This is a genomic window from Endozoicomonas numazuensis (assembly GCF_000722635.1).
GTDB classification, from domain to species: Bacteria; Pseudomonadota; Gammaproteobacteria; order Pseudomonadales; family Endozoicomonadaceae; genus Endozoicomonas_A; species Endozoicomonas_A numazuensis.
In genome coordinates this window covers 564409-585224 of the sequence record NZ_JOKH01000001.1, presented here as the reverse complement: position 1 = coordinate 585224, position 20816 = coordinate 564409, and the positions used below count along the sequence as shown (strand labels likewise).

Annotated in this window: 16 protein-coding genes; 7 read left to right on the top strand and 9 right to left on the bottom strand. The window is 47.4% G+C overall.

Features of this window, described 5'->3' with window-relative positions:
• Window positions 1–116: 116 nt before the first annotated feature.
• The 6 genes from budA to nrdA all read right to left on the bottom strand — a co-directional run bounded on the left by budA (window position 117) and on the right by nrdA (window position 8325).
• On the bottom strand, window positions 117–899 hold the full coding sequence (gene budA / locus GZ78_RS02555) for an acetolactate decarboxylase (protein ID WP_034832550.1): 783 nt from the start codon (window positions 897–899) through the stop codon (window positions 117–119).
• A gap of 186 nt (window positions 900–1085) precedes the next feature.
• The gene (locus tag GZ78_RS02550) at window positions 1086–2885 is read right to left on the bottom strand and encodes an extracellular solute-binding protein (protein ID WP_051785749.1); all 1800 of its coding nucleotides are present in this window, start codon (window positions 2883–2885) and stop codon (window positions 1086–1088) included.
• A gap of 93 nt (window positions 2886–2978) precedes the next feature.
• The gene (locus GZ78_RS02545; RefSeq protein WP_152558504.1) at window positions 2979–4271 is read right to left on the bottom strand and encodes an alpha/beta hydrolase family protein; all 1293 of its coding nucleotides are present in this window, start codon (window positions 4269–4271) and stop codon (window positions 2979–2981) included.
• A 217-nt stretch (window positions 4272–4488) separates the two neighbouring features.
• Complete coding sequence (yfaE, locus tag GZ78_RS02540; protein ID WP_034832538.1) at window positions 4489–4770, bottom strand: class I ribonucleotide reductase maintenance protein YfaE; 282 nt, start codon at window positions 4768–4770, stop codon at window positions 4489–4491.
• A 53-nt stretch (window positions 4771–4823) separates the two neighbouring features.
• Entirely contained in the window at window positions 4824–5954 is a 1131-nt protein-coding gene (nrdB, locus tag GZ78_RS02535) for a class Ia ribonucleoside-diphosphate reductase subunit beta (RefSeq protein WP_034832536.1), read from the bottom strand.
• A gap of 100 nt (window positions 5955–6054) precedes the next feature.
• Entirely contained in the window at window positions 6055–8325 is a 2271-nt protein-coding gene (gene nrdA / locus GZ78_RS02530) for a class 1a ribonucleoside-diphosphate reductase subunit alpha (RefSeq protein WP_034832535.1), read from the bottom strand.
• A gap of 935 nt (window positions 8326–9260) precedes the next feature.
• Here nrdA and GZ78_RS02525 point away from each other — a divergent pair.
• From GZ78_RS02525 to GZ78_RS02515, 3 genes are all read left to right on the top strand, one after another.
• A complete protein-coding gene (locus GZ78_RS02525; RefSeq protein ID WP_330217602.1) occupies window positions 9261–9980 on the top strand; it encodes a response regulator transcription factor in 720 nt (239 codons plus the stop codon).
• Window positions 9981–10147: 167 nt separating this feature from the next.
• Window positions 10148–11737, top strand: coding sequence for an ATP-binding protein (locus tag GZ78_RS02520; protein WP_034832532.1), 1590 nt, complete (start codon window positions 10148–10150; stop codon window positions 11735–11737).
• A 213-nt stretch (window positions 11738–11950) separates the two neighbouring features.
• Complete coding sequence (locus GZ78_RS02515) at window positions 11951–13087, top strand: C1 family peptidase (protein WP_152558503.1); 1137 nt, start codon at window positions 11951–11953, stop codon at window positions 13085–13087.
• A 41-nt stretch (window positions 13088–13128) separates the two neighbouring features.
• Here GZ78_RS02515 and GZ78_RS02510 read toward each other — a convergent pair whose 3' ends face one another.
• Complete coding sequence (locus tag GZ78_RS02510) at window positions 13129–14067, bottom strand: LysR family transcriptional regulator (RefSeq protein ID WP_034832522.1); 939 nt, start codon at window positions 14065–14067, stop codon at window positions 13129–13131.
• A gap of 294 nt (window positions 14068–14361) precedes the next feature.
• Between GZ78_RS02510 and metE the strand changes: the two genes are divergently transcribed.
• Entirely contained in the window at window positions 14362–16647 is a 2286-nt protein-coding gene (gene metE / locus GZ78_RS02505; protein ID WP_034832520.1) for a 5-methyltetrahydropteroyltriglutamate--homocysteine S-methyltransferase, read from the top strand.
• On the opposite strand, the gene GZ78_RS28695 is transcribed toward metE, so the two are convergent.
• Together GZ78_RS28695 and GZ78_RS02495 are read right to left on the bottom strand one after the other, a co-directional pair.
• Window positions 16628–16972 (bottom strand): hypothetical protein, encoded by a 345-nt coding sequence (locus GZ78_RS28695; protein ID WP_152558502.1) that lies wholly within the window; start codon window positions 16970–16972, stop codon window positions 16628–16630. The two genes, metE and GZ78_RS28695, sit on opposite strands and share 20 nt — an antisense overlap.
• 265 nt (window positions 16973–17237) lie before the next feature.
• A complete protein-coding gene (locus GZ78_RS02495; protein ID WP_152558501.1) occupies window positions 17238–18119 on the bottom strand; it encodes a hypothetical protein in 882 nt (293 codons plus the stop codon).
• Window positions 18120–18226: 107 nt separating this feature from the next.
• On the opposite strand from GZ78_RS02495, the gene GZ78_RS02490 reads away from it, so the two are divergent.
• The 3 genes from GZ78_RS02490 (at window position 18227) to grxD (ending at window position 20777) form a co-directional block, all read left to right on the top strand.
• Window positions 18227–19495, top strand: coding sequence for a pyridoxal phosphate-dependent aminotransferase (locus GZ78_RS02490; protein WP_034834036.1), 1269 nt, complete (start codon window positions 18227–18229; stop codon window positions 19493–19495).
• A 10-nt stretch (window positions 19496–19505) separates the two neighbouring features.
• Window positions 19506–20324 carry a M48 family metallopeptidase gene (locus GZ78_RS02485; RefSeq protein ID WP_034832513.1) on the top strand — a complete coding sequence of 273 codons (819 nt, stop codon included), beginning with the start codon at window positions 19506–19508 and terminating at the stop codon, window positions 20322–20324.
• 120 nt (window positions 20325–20444) lie between these two features.
• Window positions 20445–20777: a Grx4 family monothiol glutaredoxin gene (gene grxD, locus GZ78_RS02480; RefSeq protein WP_034832512.1), complete on the top strand. Its 333-nt coding sequence runs from the start codon at window positions 20445–20447 to the stop codon at window positions 20775–20777.
• Window positions 20778–20816 lie beyond the last annotated feature (39 nt).

The window sequence follows — 20816 nt, the reverse complement described above, 5'->3', positions numbered from 1 at the left end:
AAAGAAGCCTGTGCCGGGTGGCAAGCTTCCTGAGGCAAATTGCCGGGTATTCTACCGATGCAAAACCCCAAATCAAGGGCTTGTTGGTACTGATTGATTGTTTCAGCCAGAGATGGTCATTTTTTCTGGTTGGTTTCAGCTTTCTCAAGCATTTCCTGATTGTTGAAGTTTAATGCCTGTTTGGCAAAAGCCTCGTCGTCAGGGAGTAACATTTTGAACTGGGGCAGGTTGTCGATGTCAACTTTACCTTTCCCTGTCAGCAGAGACAGGACGTGCCCACCAAACTTTCGATTGGCGTCAATAAAGTGAAAGTGGTAGCCAGGAATATTGAGGTTATCCATATAATCGGGGAATCGATAACCTACCAGTGTTCCCTGAAGGTTTTTGTAGTGAAAGTAAGTCTGCTCTCTGGCGTTGACTTCAGCCAGTTTTCGGTAAGGTTTGCTTTGGGCAGGTATGCTGCTGACGGTTATTTTTCTGAAGGTGCCATCAATTCTTATCGCCTGGATATGATTTGTGCGAGTGATGAGGCTATCCAGATATTGGTACAACTGCTCCAGCTCAAGGTTCTCTTTTAATGGTTGGCTCAGCTCTGTGGTGAAATGATTCACCATGGCAAAAGGGGTTTTCATATCCGGTGTTGCCAGATGTGCTTTGCCATCGGCATCAATGTGGTAGAACAGTCCATCAACGGCTATCAGTTCGCCATTGAGTTTGTCGTAGGTGCCCAGACCAAAATTCCCCTTTCGAGCCAGTTTCTTAAGAGAAAAGTGTCCATCATAGTTTCCATCCAGCAGGCTGTTGATTGTGGAGTATTGAAAGAGTTGCTGGCGCTCCTGACTTATTGCTGAAACAGACAGAAAACAAAGGCTGATAAGCCAGAAAGGGAGGGTTTTCATCTTTTGACATCACTTTTTATTGTTACAACGGTGGAAATATAGCAGTGGGCTCCCGAATGGGGAGATAGAACGAGAGGTGTTGAAAGGGTTTGGGAAACGTACAAAAAAAGGGGTATTCAGAAGCGGGTGTGAACAACTCATGTTTGTGCTCTGCAAGTTATTCATCCGGAAGTGGCAAGGCCCGGTTCAGGGCTGATTTTTGTCTTTGGCAGGCGGCTTGTACCACCAATTGTTCAGGTCTAGCCAGTAGAGTCGGTCTTGTGATGGGTGATCAAGATGATCCCAATAGGCCAGATGTGTTGTTTGAGTGTGCCACTTGGGAATGACATAGTGGCCCCACATCAATACCCGATCTAAAGCTCTGATAATGGGAGTCAATGTTTCATAGTTGTCTGCCTTTGCCGCCTCGGCCAGCAAGTAGTCAACCACTGGGTTGTTGATACCGGCAATGTTGCCACTTTGCTTTTCCATCGCAACTTGACTGCTCCACATATGATAAAGCTCGGTGCCTGGATAAGTGGATTGCCAGAAGTACCAGTCCACCAGTTCAAAATCGAATTCTCTGACTCTCTTTCGGAACAGGCTCTTGTCGAGGGATTGTATGTTCAGATTTATCCCCAGGTCAGCAAGACTCTTACTGTAGGAAAGTAATAACCGTTCTTGTTTGGGGTCATCAGTTATGAGATTGAGGGTGAGTGGTTTGCCTGAATCCTTTTCTATCATCTTGCCATTTTTTAGCTGGTATCCTGCTTTTTTAAATAGAGATAATGCTTTCCTTTTATTATCCCTGTTTGTACCGCTTCCATCTGAAACAGGCAGTGAGATAGCTTGTTCGAAAAGCTCTTTGGGTAATTGATCCTGAAAAGGTCTGAGCAGTTTGAGTTCTTCTTTAGCAGGTAAACCGGTGGCTGAAAGGGGAGAGTTGGAAAAAAAGCTCCGTGTTCGCTGGTAATCAGAATTCAGCAGTTTGCTGTTTAGCCATTCAAAGTCGAAGGCCATGATCAGGGCTTTGCGAAGTTCGGGTTTTTTGAATTTTTCCCGCCTGAGATTAAAGGCAATGGCACTCATGCCAGATGGATAGAGTGTCTCGACTTCTTTTTTCAGAACTCGTCCTTCTCTTACCGCAGGAAAGTTAAAGGACTGACGCCATCTGTTAATGTCTGTTTCCTGATAAACATCATACAGCCCTGCTCTGAAACCTTCGATCACCGCCTGGTGGTCACGGTAATAATCCACTCGGATTTCGTCGAAGTTATATCGTCCTTTTTGACTGGGCAGGTTCTCCGCCCAGTAATCTTTGATTCTTTCAAAAGTGATGTTATGCCCCATTTTTACATTTTTAACGACAAGAGGGCCGCTGGTTACGGGGCTATCCAGCTGTCGATCATGAAAGTTTCTTGTATGCCAGTAATGATGCGGGAGAATCCGCATGTATCCGACCAGGGCGACCTGTTTTTTACTGGGTTTCTCCAGATGAAAAATGACTCGGTGGCGAGAGGTCTGCTCAACTCGGACTATGTCTTTATACAGATTTTTGAGAAAAGGTGAGCCTTCCTTTTTCAGTAACTCAAAGGTGAATACAACATCTTGTGAGGTGACTGGATGGTGGTCACTGAATGTTGCTTTGGGGTTGATATGAAAGGCAACCCAGCTGAAGTCATCAGGGTATTCTATGGCTTCAGCCAGGAAAGGATACAGCGTGTGTGGCTCGTCGGCTGAGCGGGTCAATAATGTACCATAGGTATAGTACATGTAGTCGGGAGCGGTTCCTTTATGGCTAAGGGGGTTCAGAGTATCAAAAGAACCGGTTCTTGCCAGCCTTAAAAGACCACCCTTTGGTGCATAGGGATTTGTATAAGCAAAGTGCGTGAAGTGGTCCGGATATTTGTTGGTGCCTATCAGGGTGAACGACTTCTGGATATGAACCTCGCTCCAGGCAACCAGTGAGAAAGTTGCACAGAAGCTGAAGAGAAGGTTCTTGATCATTCGGATCATTAATCCATTGTTATTGGCAGCAGCCCTTCTCACTGACTTTTTTGGGTGAGCGTGTAAGGGAGGAATTACTGGTAGAAATATAGCTTATCCGTTTTGTTTCTTTGGCTTCAGAGGTGGAAGATCTGGTTTTATATGAGCTTCTATAGCCTTAAGCAATCCGGTAGCCGAGTGCCGTGACCAGAACTGACCCATTCCATACAACGATTTTTCTGAAGAGGGTATGGGGATCTCCAGTCCTTCAACAGGCATTCTGCCCTGGGCATATACTGAGTGAGCAGGCCCCTGTATAAAGTAGCTCTGGATTGAACCGTTCAAGAGTTCGCCATTCAGATAAGCATGGGTAATCAGTTCTTCGGGTTTAAGGTCGGGCTCTTCATTTTGAACCTGCCAGTAGATGGCTGAGTTCAGGGCGAGACTGTTAAACACCACTGCCTTAAAGCGGGTTTTGAAGGAGACGTATTGGGCAATGGCTCCCCCCAGAGAAGAGCCAGTCAATTCGAATGTATGATCTGGATAGCGTTCGTACAGATCTACCGTGAGCTCCAGAGCTTTTCTCAACATAGGGACTTCAAAAGGAGAGTAGCCTCCGTCAGTAATGAAGCTGGCTAAATAGGAAGTGGCCTGGGCGAGATAGCCATAGCCATAGCCACCATGAGTCCAGACTGCATTTGCTATAGAGTTAGGGCAGTCAAATTCTGTACCGGTAAAGGCAATCAGAATTTTCTTTTGAGATGAATGAAAGAAAACTCTGGCTTTCAGGCCGGAATCTTTTTGATCATAAATTCGGTTCGCATCGTTTTTGGTTTCAAACAGCCCCTGCGTCAGCCATTTTTCAGGCACATCTCCTTTGAGCGCATTTCGATACTGGATTCGGGAGAGGCGATCTGCAAGAGCCTCTTGTACGCCAGCAGTATCACTGTGAGCTTTGAATCGATAAGACAGATAGCTTGCAAACGCATAGGGGTAGAGTGTTTCCAACTGACGATTAAATTTAATTTGAGCAGCCATTCTGGCCACTTCTTCTTCCATAAATTGGAGGTTGTCACGATACCAACGCTCAACTTTAGCTCTTTCGTCAGGAGAGCTGACATACTGTCGAACAGGGTCCGAATCTGGAACCTTGTTAAGATCAAGCTTCTCGGGATCAAAAGGTCCAAAGTAAGGAAGATTGGTTGTGGGCTGAGGAATCTTTTGATTAAGAACAGATAGAGGGTCTTCGACCTTGAGAAAACCACGAGCCATTATATCAGCCTGATAGCCCTCGAGAATATTGCCCATAGCGAATACGCACTGGCTTAATCCAGAGGTTGTCAGTACGCCAGCTACCCAAACAGATAACATGAAGCGTTTGTATAATGATGCGAATCTCCCTTTCATGGTAACGACTCCTCCCTGAGTACATTTTATTCGCTATGGGCATTTTATTCGCTATGGGCATTGCCATATATAAACAGTTGGACAGAGGAAGAGTGTCTTAGTTCAAGGGAGTAACAGGCTGATTGTTGATAAGGTGGAGTGGCCTTTATTTTTATTTGTTATATAAGACTAAAGTTTAAGTGGTTTATTGAATAATAAAGAAAGCGTTGGTTCTTTTTTAGGGCTCTTTTTTGAGATGGCAGCCACCCGGGATTTCAATGGTGAGATCACTTTTGGCATAACAGCAGCAGGGCAGAATTTTCCCTTCGGGAACGAAAGCAATGGGCTCTGCAAAGTATTCAACTTCTCCGGCCACCAATTGAACCTGGCAGCTACCGCAGAATCCCTCACGACACTGGTATTCAATGTCCACCTTGTGTGACTCAAGGGCTTCCAGAAGATTAAGTTCACTTCTTGGGATAAAACTGAAGCCATCCAGTATCTTGACGATGTTGGCCATGAGGGTCTCCTGGTTAACCGATGGCCAGAAGTTCTGGCCATATTATTATTGCATTACAGCGAGAAGTTGCTGAAGTCGTCGGTCTGGACTTCATTATCAATCTGTCCAACCAGGTAAGAGCTGACTTCGACTTCCTGAGGGGCTACCTGGACATGGTCACTGTTCAACCAGCTGTTCATCCAGGGAAGAGGGTTCTGTATGGATGGGAAAGCCGGTTTAAAGCCCAGAGCTACCATTCTCTGATTGGTAATGTATTCCACGTACTGGCTGAGAATGTCTTTGTTCAAACCAATCATGGAGCCATCCTGGAACAAATATTCTGCCCACTCTTTTTCCTGCTCTGCCGCAGCAATAAAGATCTCTCTGGCTTCCGTCTTGAGTTCCTCTGCAATTTCAGCCATTTCAGGATCGTCTTTTCCTTCGGCCATAATCTGCAGCATATGCTGGGTTCCGGTCAGGTGCAGAGCTTCGTCACGGGCAATCAGTTTGATGATCTTGGCGTTGCCTTCCATGGTAGAACGTTCGGCAAAGGCAAAGCTGCAGGCAAAGCTGACATAGAAGCGAATGGCTTCCAGGACATTCACAGATACCAGGGTCAGATAAAGCTTTTGCTTAAGATCCCTGATAGAAACATGCAGGTTTTCACCTTTGACCACATGAGTACCTTCACCCAGCATGTTGAGCTGGCTGATGCCTTCAATCAGGTCATCGTAGTAGCGGGTAATGTCTGCAGCCCGGTTAACAATGGCTTCATTATTAACAATGTCATCAAAAACAACGGAAGGTTCTGTGATGATGTTGCGAATAATATGTGTATAGGAGCGTGAGTGAATGGTTTCACTGAAAGCCCATGTTTCAATCCAGGTTTCCAGCTCGGGCAGGGAAACGATGGGTAGCAGGGCAACGTTGGGTGAACGGCCCTGTACAGAGTCCAGCAGGGTCTGGTATTTGAGGTTACTCAGAAAAATATGCTTTTCATGCTCTGGTAGGTGAGCAAAGTCACTGCGATCGGTAGATAGATCTACCTCTTCGGGGCGCCAGAAGAATGAAAGCTGTTTTTCGATCAGTTTTTCAAAGATCGGGTGTTTTTGAACGTCGTAACGGGAGACGTTAACGCCACGACCAAAAAACATCGGTTCCTGAGTGGCATTGAACTTTTCTTGGTTGAAAGTCGAGTAGCTCATGTTTTCTCTGCTTCAGGGCCAGAAGGGGCCGGCCTCGTCCAGTTGCTATTAACTCTGGTTTAAGTGGGACACCATTACGATGCCCCGGTTTCGACTTCCGTCAAATTTTGCAAGCGCCGCCTGCACAACCGTCATCAGCCTCTTCCTGGGCATCAGACGCTCCATCACGGGTGTTGTGATAGTAAAGTGTCTTCACGCCCAGCTTATAAGCAGTCAGAAGATCCTTCAGGAGGAGTTTCATAGGCACTTTACCGCCTTCAAAACGGGCTGGGTCGTAGTTGGTGTTGGCCGAAATGGTCTGGTCAACAAACTTCTGCATGATGGCAACTAACTGGAGATAACCATCGTTGCTGGTGATATCCCAAAGCAGCTCATAATTATTGCGCAGTTCTTCAAAGTCGGGAACAACCTGCTTCAGAATGCCGTCTTTGCTAGCCTTGACGCTGACAAAGCCACGAGGGGGCTCAATGCCATTGGTGGCATTACTGATCTGTGATGAAGTCTCGGAAGGCATCAGTGCTGTCAGTGTCGAGTTACGCAGACCGTGTTCCTTGATCTCGCTGCGCAGAGCTTCCCAGTCCAGGTGTAGCTCTTCTGAGCATACCCCGTCCAGATCCTTTTTGTAGGTGTCTACCGGCAAGATACCTTGAGAGTATGTAGTTTCATGGAATTTGGTGCAGGTGCCTTTCTCTTTCGCCAGCTGGTTGGACGCTTTCAGCAGGTTGTACTGGATAGCTTCAAACGTTTTGTGAGTCAGGCCATTGGCAGAGCCATCGGAGTAACGAACACCGTGTTTTGCCAGGTAGTTGGCAAAGTTAATGACACCGATACCCAGAGGGCGGCGAGCCATCGTAGCGTTGTAGGCAGCAGGCAGTGGGTAGTCCTGATAATCCAGTAAGCTGTCCAGAGCTCGTACCAGCAGGTTACTCATCTCTTCCAGTTCGTCCAGGTTTTCCAGTTTGCCCAGGTTAAAGGCAGCCAGAGTGCACAGCGCGATCTCACCTTCTTCATCAAGAACATGCTTGAGAGGTTTGGTCGGTAGTGCAATTTCCAGACAGAGGTTGCTCTGACGCACCGGTGCTACGGATGGATCGAACGGGCTATGAGTGTTGCAGTGGTCAACATTTTGCAGGTAAATACGACCTGTGCTGGCACGCTCGGAAGCAAACAGAGAGAACAGTTCTACCGCTTTCAGGGTTTTCTTGCGGATGTTTGGATCCTGTTCGTACTGGGTGTACAGCGCTTCGAATTTTTCCTGATCTTCAAAGAAGGCGTCGTACAGCCCTGGTACGTCGATAGGTGAAAACAGGGAGATGTTGCCGCCAGTGATGAGGCGCTGGTACATCAGTCTGTTGAACTGAACACCGTAATCGAGGTGACGAACGCGGTTTTCTTCAACTCCCCGGTTATTCTTCAGAACCAGAAGGTTTTCAACTTCATAGTGCCAGATTGGGTAGAACAGAGTGGCTGCTCCACCACGGACGCCGCCCTGAGAGCAGGATTTTACAGCTGTCTGGAAATGCTTGTAGAAAGGAATGCAGCCCGTATGGAAGGCTTCTCCGTCACGGATAGGGCTACCAATTGCGCGAATACTGCCGGCATTGATACCAATACCGGCACGCTGGGAAACGTATTTCACAATGGCGCTGGATGTCGCATTGATGGAATCCAGTGAGTCACCACACTCTATTAATACACAAGAGCTGAACTGGCGGGTAGGTGTACGCACCCCGGCCATGATGGGCGTTGGCAGAGAGAGCTTAAAGGTAGATACCGCATTGTAGAAACGCTCAATGTAATCGAGACGGGTCTCTTTCGGGTAGCTGGCAAACAGGCAGGCACCGATCAGCATGTACAGCATCTGGGGGCTTTCATAGTACTCCCCGGTAACCCGGTTCTGAACCAGATATTTGCCTTCCAGCTGTTTGACCGCAGCGTAGCTGAAGTCCATGTCGCGATGATGATCGATAAAACCATTCATGGTATCGAACTCGGCCTGGCTGTAATCATGAAGAAGATGAGCGTCGTACTTCTTCATTTCAGCCAGCTTGACGACATGATCATAGAGCCGGGGTGGCTCAAACTGACCGTAAGCTTTTTTACGCAGATGGAAAATAGCCAAGCGAGCGGCCAGGTACTGGTAATCCGGAGCCTGCTCAGAGATCAGGTCAGCGGCTGACTTGATCAATGTTTCATGGATATCCGTGGTCTGTATACCATCGTAGAACTGAATGTGTGATTTAAGTTCAACTTCGGAAACGGAAACGTTGTTCAGTCCTTCAGCAGCCCAGGTGATAACCTTGTGGATCTTTTCCAGATCCAGCTGCTCCTTGTCTCCGTCGCGCTTGGTGACCAGGATGTCTTTGTTCATTAAAAGCCCTTACCAGTAAAAAAATACTAAAACTCAAGATGTTGTGTTTTTATGTTTCGGCCACTACTAAATGCCAGCTCCTGTCTTGGGTGCAGGAGTTGCGTTGCAGAGGGTAAAGCCGAGAGAAATCCGCAGGTAACTGATCCCGCAGTAAAACTGTCTCGAAGAGGTGTTTTCAGGAACCTGATGCCGTCCTGAGTGACCTGTCAGCTCTTCTTCCCTGATACTGCACTGCTGATGCCACAAATCCCTTTCGTTAGCGACTTCATAGGTACTGTCTTTGAGTTCGGCACAATATGTTGTGTGACGACCTTATATATACACAAGATAATGCGCTATTGGCAGAAATTCAAGTTGGCAGTTCAGTGGAAAAATTGTGTATAACTTGTGAATTTTTCAAAGTGTTAGTACTCGCAAACGGCCTGACTGCTTTTGCTGACACGGCTTTCAGTATTGAACAGATCTGCCGACGCAGGCCAGACTCTCTATATAATAAAAAGTCATAAATAAGTATAAATCAATAATTAATAGTTAGTTTTCGGAAAGGCACACCGAAATAATGTAAAACACAACATATAGTGTTTTACAAACGACAGGTTTTAGTGCAGGCATATGACGGTTTGGGTAATTTCCAGGTCATATAGGGACTCTAACGCAATGCTGTAGTAGTATCCGTTGTTTGGGAGGCTGACCAAGAAAAAGCAGCTCGGCCTAAAGCCCAGAAAGAGTGATCGTAATAGAGCGGCGCCAGACAGCACCACTGAATTTGATTGAATAGACTCACTTTATTCTACAAAGCACGGTGAAGTCGTCTTGAATGCTCAGAATTGCGCCTTCTTCTACTGAATTTTATGCTTGAGCACTATTGTTGGTTTGTCTTTGGGCCTGACTATGCCGTTGGGCTTGTGGTCTTCATTTTTATAATCGTTGGAAGTTTGGCTGTGGAGAATTCAGAAACAGGTCGAATCCTGATTGTTGAGGACGATGAGCGGTTGGCCACACTCACCCGGGACTATCTCGAGAACAATGGACTCTCAGTCTCTATAGAAGGTGATGGTGGTAAAGCGGTTAATCGTATTCTTGAAGAGCGTCCCGATCTGGTGGTGCTGGATCTGATGCTGCCAGGAGAGGATGGTGTTTCCATCTGTCGCCGGGTTCGTGGGCAGTATGGCGGACAAATTCTGATGCTAACCGCCAGGGCTGATGACCTGGATGAAGTGTTGGGGCTGGAAATGGGAGCGGACGACTACGTTGCCAAACCTGTTCGCCCAAGGGTTCTGTTAGCCAGAATCCGTGCTTTACTGCGAAGAAATCAGGGGCCTCTGGAAGAGCAGGAAGAAGAAAGCAGCAGTCGGCTGACCTTTGGCCCACTGGTTGTGGATAACTCTATGCGAGAAGCCTGGCTGCACGATGTCAGTGTTGAGCTGACCAGTGCTGAGTTTGATTTGCTATGGTTGCTCTGTTCCAATGCAGGTCGGGTTCTGAGTAGAGAAGAAATATTTTCTCAACTGCGTGGTATTGAGTATGACGGACAGGATCGCTCCATTGATGTTCGGGTGTCTCGCATCCGACCCAAGATTGGCGATGATCCCATGCATCCGCGTCTAATCAAGACTGTTCGCAGTAAAGGGTACCTCTTCGTTAAAAGTGAATAACAGCCTTGAGCTAAAACAGCCTTGAGCTAAAGCAGTTTGAGCTAAAGCAGTTTGAGCTAAAACAGCTTGAGCTAAAACAGCTTGAGCTAAAACAGCCTTGAGCTAAAACAGCTTGAGCTAAAACAGTTTGAGCTAAAACTGTTTTAGCTACTTAAGTAGAGAAACCTGTGAGTAGTATTTTCTTACGCATATACGGCGGGCTCCTGTTTACACTGGTGCTCGTCGCTGTTCTCTCTGGTATTTCCGTTACGCTAATCAATGGGCTGAGGCAGGCTGACTATCGTGAAGATATGGTCAGAGGCACCTTTCGCCTGATTGCTGAGACGGTAGAAGAGTTGCCAGAGGCAGAACGAAAGCCATGGCTTGAAGATTGGGGTGAGCGCTTAGCCATTCCTTTTAAGCAAATAAGCCAGGAAGATTCGGGTCTCGACCAGGATCAGTTTAAAGCGTTGAAGTCCAATGGCATCAAAGTTCGTATGCTTGACCAGAGCAGAGCGCTGGTTATGACACCTCTGGAGGGAGACACGCTTCTGGAAGGGGTTGTGTCATCTATATCAGAACAGACAGCCAGTGGAACCCTAAGCCTCTTAAAAACCAGATTGATGCGCTATCCCGTTGCAGAAAGAGCACAGAGGCTGGAAGCGTTATCCCAGAATACCTTCAGTTACCCTGTATATCTGGTGGAACCCTCTCAGACCCGATTGTTACCTGTTCAGCAGGATCAGCTCCGTAAAGGCAGTATGATGATGCTGTTGGATGATGAGGCGCAAACCGTGTCCATATATACCAGCCTGCCCGATGATTCCCGTCTGATCCGAATGGGCCCGCTGGGACTCTTAAATCATTACCCTTTCAAACTTATGCTGACTATAGGGCTTTTTGTTCTGACGTCCTTGAGCCTGGCTATTTATATTTTGGTTCGGGGAATGGAAAAACGCCTGCGTAAGCTGGAGAGAGCAGCAACCCGGTTTAGTAGGGGCGATTTTGATGTTCGGGTCTCCTTGCACGGAGCCGATTCAATAGGGCGTTTGTCTCAGGCATTTAATGCTATGGCGGGTCATATCCAGAGGCTGTTGAGTCTTCAGAAGGAAATGATCAGGGGGGTTTCTCATGAACTGAGGACCCCCGTAGCCAGGCTCAGGTTCGGCCTGGATCTGGTGGCTGATGCCGAAACCCGGGAAGAACGAGATCATCAGCTAGAAGGCATGGATAAGGATATTCAAGAGCTGGATAATCTGGTGGACGAGATTTTAACCTATGCCAATCTTGAACAGGGTGCTCCAGAGATTCGTTTCAAGCGACACGACGTTGACAAGGTGATTGGTCAGGTAGTAAGTGAGCACAAACGTCTGCAGGATCGTGTAGCGATAGAACATGTTCCCTGCAATATTTTGGATCCACGTCGTTTTGCTGATGTTGACCGTCGCTATATGCACCGGGCTATTCAGAATCTGGTAGGCAATGCCTGCCGATATGCAGACAGTAAACTTGAAGTCCGCTTTTCTGCCACGCAGGACACTTGTCGTGTTGATGTCGATGATGATGGTCCCGGTATTCCAGAAGGTCAGTGGGACCGCGTATTCTCGGCTTTCTCAAGGCTGGATGACAGTCGTACCAGGAAGTCGGGAGGATACGGTCTGGGCCTTTCTATCGTCAGGCGTATCATGTACTGGCACAATGGTCGGGCCATGGTGAGTCACAGTCCTCTGGGAGGCGCTCGATTCAGTCTGGTCTGGCCTCGTAAACAGAGACGCTGATAGTTAGCAATGTATTCTGAATACGGGCATCGCTGAACCAGTTGATTTTATATTTTTTTGATTAAAAGAGAAGGTTATCTTATTAAAGCTGGCCTTCTCTTTTTTTTTATTTTTCTTGAAATACTGTCTGGTCGAACTATTTTTCTTATCAGTTCTTTCTCTTTTTTCACGACTTGTGTCCTTTCCAGACAGCCTATCAGGCAGGGGAGAGCAATGAAGATATCCCATCAAACTGTTGTGAATCGAATCATTGTTGTTGCGGGTCTGCTGTTTTCATTGTCAGAAGCTTACGCAGCAGCGCTTTTGCCGGATAAACAGCAGAAGGTCAATCAGGAAGCTATCAATCCTGAGTATTACCAAGGCCTCAGTCCAGAAGAAGCCTATCAGTGGTTTCGTGATGCTTTTTCGGAATCAAGAAAAAGTACAGAGCTGTTTGTGCTCCCCGAAACCGAAGAAGAGATCAGTAAACGTGCAACCATTTTTAATGAAAACCTTCAGCGTATCATTAAAGAAAATGCTGAGAGCGTTAGTAAAGGTGAGTCTTTAAGGCTCGGTATAACGGCACATGCTGATCTGACACAGGAAGAGTTTCAGAACAGATATCTGACTCTCCAGTTACCTGCAAAAAGGCCTGAGGTGTTGCCAGAGCTGAAAGGGTTGGAGTTGCAGCAACGGTTGAGTGCATTGCCCGATAGTTTTGACTGGAGAGATAAAGGTGTTATCACCTCTCCTAGAAATCAGTGGTTCTGTGGCAGTTGCTGGGCTTTTAGTGGTACTGAGGCTGTAGAGAGTTTTCATGCGATACACAACAACATGACCGTGACCGCTTTAAGCGTTCAGCAGGTGCTGGATTGCACTCCGAAGCAGGATGGCTGTAAAGGTGCCTGGCCCGGGGTGGTGATGGACTATTCAAAAACGGACGGCATCTGTCCTGAAAGTTGTTACCGACACTATTATTCAATGGAACTCAGCTGCAAGAAACAGCTTATCGACAAATGCCCGACTCACATCAAGGTGGGAGGCTATGCTTCGGTACCTCAAGGCGATGACAAAGCCCTTCAGGTTACCCTCTTGAAGCAACCTGTTTCGGTGTCTATGGAAGCCTCTTCATTTTGGTTTCAGTTCTATCTTACAGGTGTTTTCAAGGCCAGCCATTGCCACACTCCAGCAAAGATTGATCATGCCATGTTACTCGTTGGCTATGGCAGGGATAGCCATGGTGAGGCGTTCTGGTTGATCAAGAACAACTGGGGAAGCTGGTGGGGCCAAAAGGGCTATGTGAAAGTTCAAAAGGATAAAGTGAACACCTGTGGTATATCCAGCTTTGCCATTTATCCCACGTCAATTTGAGACCGTTACAAGCTCTGATTCTGGGCCGGGGTAATTGTAGATTATCCCGGTATTGCGGGTAGAACGCCCGATAGCGTTTTGAAACAGGTCTCTCTGGCGGTTTCCAGAAAGTCCGCAATATACGGCTGCTCTTTTTGTTCAACCCGGATGCCCGCGTAGAGCGTTGACCAGAGTCCTTCACTTCCTAATTTTCTTGCTGCCACATGGTCTTTTTCAAGGTATTCAGCCAGAGCCCAGTTAGGCAGTGCACAGACACCTCGCTGACTGGCAACCAGCTGCAGCATCATCAGGGTCAACTCAACCGTTCTGACCTGACTGGGTTCTTTGTTCTCTGGGTCCAGAAATCGATTGAAGATATCAAGCCGGTCATGATCAATGGGGTAGATGATCAGTGTTTCTTCTTCGAGATCGGCAGGCTCAATATATTCCTTGTCCAGTAAAGGGTGGCGTCTGGAGAGAGCCAGGAGCATCTCATAACGGAACAGAGGGATATAAGTCAGACCAGGAATATCAATCGGGTCAGAGGTGACCACCAGATCCAGCTCTCCCCTTGATAGAGCCGGCAGGGGCGCAAAATTGAATCCAGTCGCAAAGTCCATCTCTACTTCTGGCCACTGCTGACGATAGGCGTCAATGGTAGGCATTAGCCACTGGTAGCAGCTGTGACATTCTATAGCAATGTTGAGGCGTCCAGATTCTCCTCCAGCCAGCCTGAACAAATCCTGCTCTGCATGTCTGACCTGCGGCAGCACTTCATCTGCTAACTGTAAAATTCGAAGGCCAGCTGACGTGAATCTGGGGGGGCGGGTTTTGCGAATAAACAATTCCATGCCAACCCGGGCTTCCAGTTCCTTGATTTGATGAGACAAAGCGGACTGAGTCAGGTGCAGGCTTCTTGCTGCTTCCACCAGGCTACCCGTCTGCTTCAATGCATGCAGTGTTTTCAGGTGTCTCAGTTCCAGCCCTATGTTGATCGTCATATTTAATAATTTTCATGAAGAGGGTGATTTTTCTAGAAGATTATCAATTTTGTTCACTTTTATCATTAGAAGAATGAGTTTGATTCAACTTGTTTCGTCAACCACACTGATACTCCATGAGTCACAGGCAGCCATTAAATTTATCTGAGGGCCTGTCAGAATTAAGTCTGACAGGTTCCTGGCTGGTCTGGTTGGCATTTCACGCTTTGGGTGGCGGGAAGCGTTTATCGTCGCCAAGGGTATTGAAACAATGTCTCTGAATAAACAAGAGTGGACGCTCTGGGGAATCAGGTTATGGCAATCTCACACAGTGGTGGCTTTCCACGTATTGGTGCAAATCGAGAGCTAAAAAAAGCACAGGAAGCCTACTGGAAAGGAGAGCTGGGTAAAGAAGCGCTGCTGGAGGAAGGCAGGTGTCTGAGGCTACAGCACTGGGCTCAGCAAAAGGCAGCCGGGCTGGATCTGATTCCGGTCGGGGATTTTGCCTGGTATGACCAGATGTTGAACCATTCTCTCATGCTGGGAGCTGTACCCGCACGATTTGGCACAGACTCCGATTGTGAAGACATTGATACACTTTTTCGCATGGCTCGTGGCAGGGCGCCCAGTGGTAGTCCCGCCGCTGCTTGTGAAATGACTAAATGGTTCGATACCAATTATCACTATATTGTTCCAGAGTTGCATAAAAATCAGTCTTTTAAGTTGTCGTCCTCAGAGATAGTTCGTGAAACCCGGGAGGCAATAGAAGCAGGCTTTAAGGTAAAGCCCACTCTGATTGGTCCGCTGACCTGGCTGTGGCTGGGAAAAGTTAAGGGTGAAGTGTTTGATCGTCTGGATCTTCTGGATGATGTAATAGAGGTCTATGGTCAAGTACTGAGTCAATTATCAGATCTGGGCGTTGAGTGGGTTCAGATTGATGAGCCCATTTTGGTGTTGGATTTGCCTGCCGAATGGCACCAGGCTTTTGAATCGACTTATAACAGGCTGCAGGGCAAAAACCTGAAGATTCTTCTGGCCACTTATTTTGGGGGCCTGAATGGCACGACAACAACGGTGGTTAACTTGCCTGTTGAAGGTCTGCATGTCGATCTGGTGCGTGGTGCTGATCAGCTGACCGGTATTCTGGATCGACTGCCTTCTTACAAAGTGCTTTCTGCCGGTGTTGTGAATGGCAGGAATGTCTGGAAAGCTGATATTCGTTCCATCGTTGGTAAGCTTCGTGAGGCCAGTGAGCGGTTGGGCGATCGTCTCTGGATTGCTCCCAGCTGTTCACTTTTGCATTCTCCGGTTGACCTTGAGTGTGAGGCGAGTCTGGATGAGGAGTTAAAGTCCTGGTTTGCGTTTGCGGTTCAAAAGTGTCAGGAAGTATCGACAATTGCCGGGTTGCTTTCAGGAGACCTGAGTTCTGAAGTCAGCGCCTTCTTGGCAGCCTCTGATCGAGCGGTTGAAACCCGAAGTCAGTCCTCGAGAATTCACAACCCTGCTGTTCAGTCGAGAGTGGCTGGAATTTCCGAGGGAGATGATCAGCGTCATTTACCCTACAGTGAAAGAGCCATTGTTCAGGCTTCCAGGCTTAAATTACCGTTGTTCCCAACCACGACTATTGGTTCTTTCCCTCAGACTGTTGATATACGAAAGCAACGTCGTTTATTTAAGAAGGGTGAGTTGAGTGAGGCTGCCTATGTTGAAGCCATGCAGAAGGAAATCAGGGACACGGTGAACAGGCAGGAAGCGCTGGGGCTGGATGTTCTGGTTCATGGTGAAGCTGAGCGTAATGACATGGTTGAATACTTTGGTGAGCAGCTGAATGGGTTTGCGTTTACCAGTAATGGCTGGGTTCAGAGCTACGGCAGTCGTTGTGTAAAACCCCCCATTATTATTGGTGATGTTTCCAGGCCTGACCCTATGACTGTGAACTGGAGTCGCTATGCTCAGGATCAAACCAGTAAATGGATGAAGGGTATGCTGACAGGCCCGGTGACAATATTATGCTGGTCTTTCCCCAGGGAAGATGTGGATCGCAGTGTTTCATGCATGCAGTTGGCATTGGCGCTTAGAGACGAAGTGGTTGATCTGGAAAAGGCGGGAATTGGCATTATCCAAATTGATGAGCCGGCTATTCGTGAAGGTTTGCCATTACGTCAGGAGAACTGGCCTGCTTACCTGGATTGGGCGGTTAAAAGCTTCAGGATAGCTGCCAGTGGCGTTCGAGATGAGACTCAAATACATACTCATATGTGTTACAGCGAATTCAATGACATCATTGAATACATTGCTGCGATGGATGCAGATGTTATTACCATTGAGACTTCCAGGTCAGACATGGAGTTGTTGGATGCTTTTGAACAGTTTGAATACCCGAATGAGATTGGTCCGGGGGTTTATGATATCCATTCCCCCAATGTTCCTGAATCGATGTGGATGAAGCAGCTAATGAAAAAGGCCGCTGAAAAAATCCCGGCTCAGCGTCTTTGGGTCAATCCTGATTGTGGGCTTAAGACACGTGACTGGCCTGAAGTAGAAGCAGCTTTGAGTAATATGGTTCAAGTCGCCACCGAGCTCAGGGAGGAGTTGGCTTAACAGGTGTGGCTCTGACTTTAACTTCAATAACTGGCTGTTTTGGGGGGAAGGTGGCTGAAGCCTCTTGCCCTTCATAAGTCAGAAAGGAAGGGGCTGTTACTTCAGTATGGACACTGGTAAAAATCTCTACAGTCCCCTCTTGCTCGCCAGGTTTCAAAATGCAGAAGACCTTGAAGAACTGGTTATGTTGTGAATCTTCAAAATAAAGCGTTGCTCTCTGATCCATCGTGGTAGTAATGCTTTGGGGTTCCAGGGGAAGATCATTAATGATCAGGTTGGCGTCCAGCTGGTACTGGGTCTGGGAAGATTCTTTGTTCTGAGTCACCAGTGAGCACCCCGATAAGAGCAATAGACAGGGCATCATCAAAAAAACTGAGTTAGACCAGAGAGTGGATGATTTCTTGTGTTGGACATCTAATAAATTCCTTGAGTTTAGGTTGTGAGGGGTTGTAACGGTTTTGTTTTGCGGTTCAGTGCTACCTTGAAGGCGGTTAATATTCCTGCTCTCCTGTGTTTTGTCCGGAGTGCTCATGATTCATTCCCTGACCAGATTTTAGCTTCAGTATAGAGATCGTTTGCAGGGGGTAGTCTTACAGAGCTGAAACATCAGAGATTGCACCAACATCTATAGAAAGGTGCTCGAGAGAGCCTGCCCCAGGTTTGTTGACAGGCAGTGTTATTTTGGCCCTGATGGTTACCGGTGTTTTGAGCTCAGCTCTTTGGCTGGTAAAGATATCGATCAGTTGGAAAGAGCCACAGTACAGCACCATTTGAGCTTCGATACTGTCTTTTTTGCATAGGAATGTTGTCGTTGTTTCCAACTCATCGTAGATGAACTTGGGAGTGACATCTTCACTGAGAGTATCCTGAATATGGCTCTTCAGGAGGGCGAATAATGAATTTGAAACACTCTGGCTGCAAAGTTCGGTCATCTGGCGCTTGAGTGCTGCAGGATCCTCTGGTTCGTATTGCTCAAGACATTGATCCAGTGTTTCATTGATATCTCCTTTTAACACTGTTTTCTTGTCGGGCATCAGAGCATAGAGCGAATGGTGCTGATTTCTATTTTCATCCTTAAAAAAGCTAAAGGATTCATTGTCTTGAGACTCTGAAGAAGGCTCTGCAGGTGAGGTCAAGTAATCAGATACAAAAGACCAGGTGTCTGACCATTGAGGGTCATTTTTTGAAACTTGTCGTGATTGGCTCAGTAGGCTGAATTGATCGGCAAGATGAACCATAGAATCTGGCAGAGAGTAGGGTTTCTGGCTGTCAGAGTCTGCAGGGTGAGTGATCTTGTATTCATTCAGGTGTCGATTGTCAGGTTGGTCATCGTGTCTGGATATTCCGAATAATAGTCTTGAAATAGCTTTAACCAGAGACCATGGGCTAAACCAGTAATTAGCTTTTACAGGGTGACTCTTATCAGAAATAGGAGAAAGTCTGGTTGAGTTTCCGGGTCCTTGTACACTCATTTTGTCAATCCTGCCAGGTTGCTTCACTTACTATAGCAATATGGGTTTACCTTCCTGATCAACCAGTCAATAATCAAATGACATCAGCCAGGGAAAGCGGTGACGTCATGTTCGAGTTAGACCAGTTGAGTCCTTCTGTACGATCTCTCAAACCTTCTGCGACACTTAAAATCAATGAGGAAAGCAATCAGCTGATAGCGCAGGGGAAGTCAGTTATTAAACTGGGATTAGGTCAGTCTCCTTTTCCAGTACCGGAAATCGTAGTGGAGTCTCTTCAGGCTGCAGCCAGAGAAAAAGATTATTTGCCGGTTAAAGGCTTACAGCCATTGCGGGCGACAGTGGCTGATTATTATAGAGGACGTACCGGGTTGGGGTTTTCGTCAGACAGTGTTCTGATAGGCCCGGGGTCTAAAGAATTACTGTTTAATCTTCAGATGGCGTGTCAGTCTGATTTGTTAATACCAGCCCCTTCCTGGGTATCTTACGCGCCCCAGGCACAGCTTCTTGGGCGTCAGGTTACCTACTTACCCGTTTCGGCGGAGAATCGCTGGCAAATTCAGCCAGATCAGCTCGATCAATATTGTCAGTCAAATCCGTCGAAAACCAGGCTGCTGATTCTCAATTACCCATCCAACCCTACCGGTTGTGGTTACGATGCGGCCAGCTTTAAGCAGCTGGCTGTGGTGGCTCGTAAGCATAAGCTGATCATTGTTGCAGATGAGATCTACGCTGAAACTTCTTTTTCCGGGCAGTTTCAGTCATTGGCGGAATTTTATCCTGAGGGTACGGTGATCAGTAGTGGGTTGAGTAAGTGGTGTGGTGCGGGTGGTTGGCGATTGGGGCTGATGGTGTTTCCTGATGAACTCAGACCTCTGCAGGACGCCATGGCGGTGATAGCCAGTGAGACCTTTACCTCAATCAGTGCTCCAACTCAGTATGCCGCGATCACCGCTTTTACGCCTTCTTCGGCGATTGATGCTTACCTGGAAGCCAGCAGAAAAGTGCTAAAGGTCATATCAGATTACATGGTGTCACGTCTCCGTGATTGCCGGCTGGAGATGGAAGCTCCAGAAGGTGGGTTCTATCTTTTTGTGAGCTTTCAGAAGTGGCGTGCAATGTTATCAAGAAAGGGGATAGAAACTGATGAGACATTGTGTGCAAGGATTCTGGATGAGACGGGCATTGCCATGTTACCAGGTTCTGATTTTGGAATGACGGCTGACCAGTTATATACTCGCATGGCTTATGTGGACTTTGACGGTGCCAGAGCGCTTTCTGCAATAGGTGCCGGGATATCTGATAACTTTATGGACGAGTATTGCCCCAAGCTGGTCAGGGCTTGTGATGTGCTGAGTGAGTGGCTTGGGAATAAATAGAAGTATAACAATGAAAAAATCTCTTAAAACGTTCTCCGGTATTTGTATTCTGTTTCTGTCGCTTACAGGGTGCCAGTCTGTTTCTACTACTTCAGGTGGCACACTTGGAGTAGATCGAGAGCAAAGAATGTTCACCATGCTGTCTGAAGAGCAGGTGCACACCATGGCGTCAGAGGCATACCTTCAGGAGTTGGGTAAAGGGCGCAAGGCCGAGCTGCTTAACAAGGATCAGAAAGAGGTTCGCAGGCTGAGGCAAATAGCGGATCGTCTGATTGAGCAGGTGGGCATTTATCGCCAGGATGCTACGAGCTGGCAGTGGGAAGTCAACCTGTTGGAAGATGAGCAGCTGAATGCTTACTGTATGCCGGGAGGTAAGATTATGTTTTACACCGGAATCCTGAATAAACTGAAGCTGACGGACGCCGAAGTGGCGGCCATTATGGGCCATGAAATGGCTCATGCACTGAGAGAGCATGGTCGGGAAGCGATGTCCCAGGCTTATGCGGTTCAGCTGGGCAAAGATGCTGTTCAGATTTTATTGGGTGTGAATACTTATGGTCTGGCCGACACAGTGGCGAACTATGCTCTGACGCTCCCAAACAGTCGTACCAATGAAGCTGAAGCCGACCTTATCGGTCTTGAGTTGATGGCTCGTGCAGGCTATAACCCAGAGGCTGCCGTGAGCCTTTGGCAGAAAATGTCGCAGGAAGGTGGTAATAATGTGCCTGAGTTTATGAGCACTCACCCATCCCATGAAACCCGAATTTCAGGGCTTAAAGTGAATGTTGTTAAGGTCGAGCCCTTATATCGGGCAGCGATTAAACAGTAAGTGCCTGACAGGAGTTCGGTATAACCAATGGTGTTAGTCAGGTATTTTCTTTAGAATGCGATGCCAGTGCCAACAGCTTATAAAGAGTCGTTGATTCCATTTTGGTGATGAGGTGATTTCATGGATATCATGGATCAAATAAAAGAGCAGATCGGAACACATGACATTCTGCTCTACATGAAAGGTTCTCCCAAACTGCCGCAGTGTGGCTTTTCCTCCAAGGCAGTGCAGGTTCTGATGGCTTGTGGCGAGCAATTCGCCTATGTGGATATTCTGGCTAACCCGGAAATTCGTGCCAATCTGCCTAAATATGCTAACTGGCCAACCTTCCCACAGCTGTGGATTAAGGGCGAGCTGGTGGGTGGCAGTGACATTCTGATTGAAATGTATAACAGTGGCGACCTGCAAAAGATGGTCAAGACTGCTGTAGGCAAAGAGGAAGGTGCTGAATAATTTCAGTAGCTCAGGTGGGGAGGGGTCATCCTCCCACCC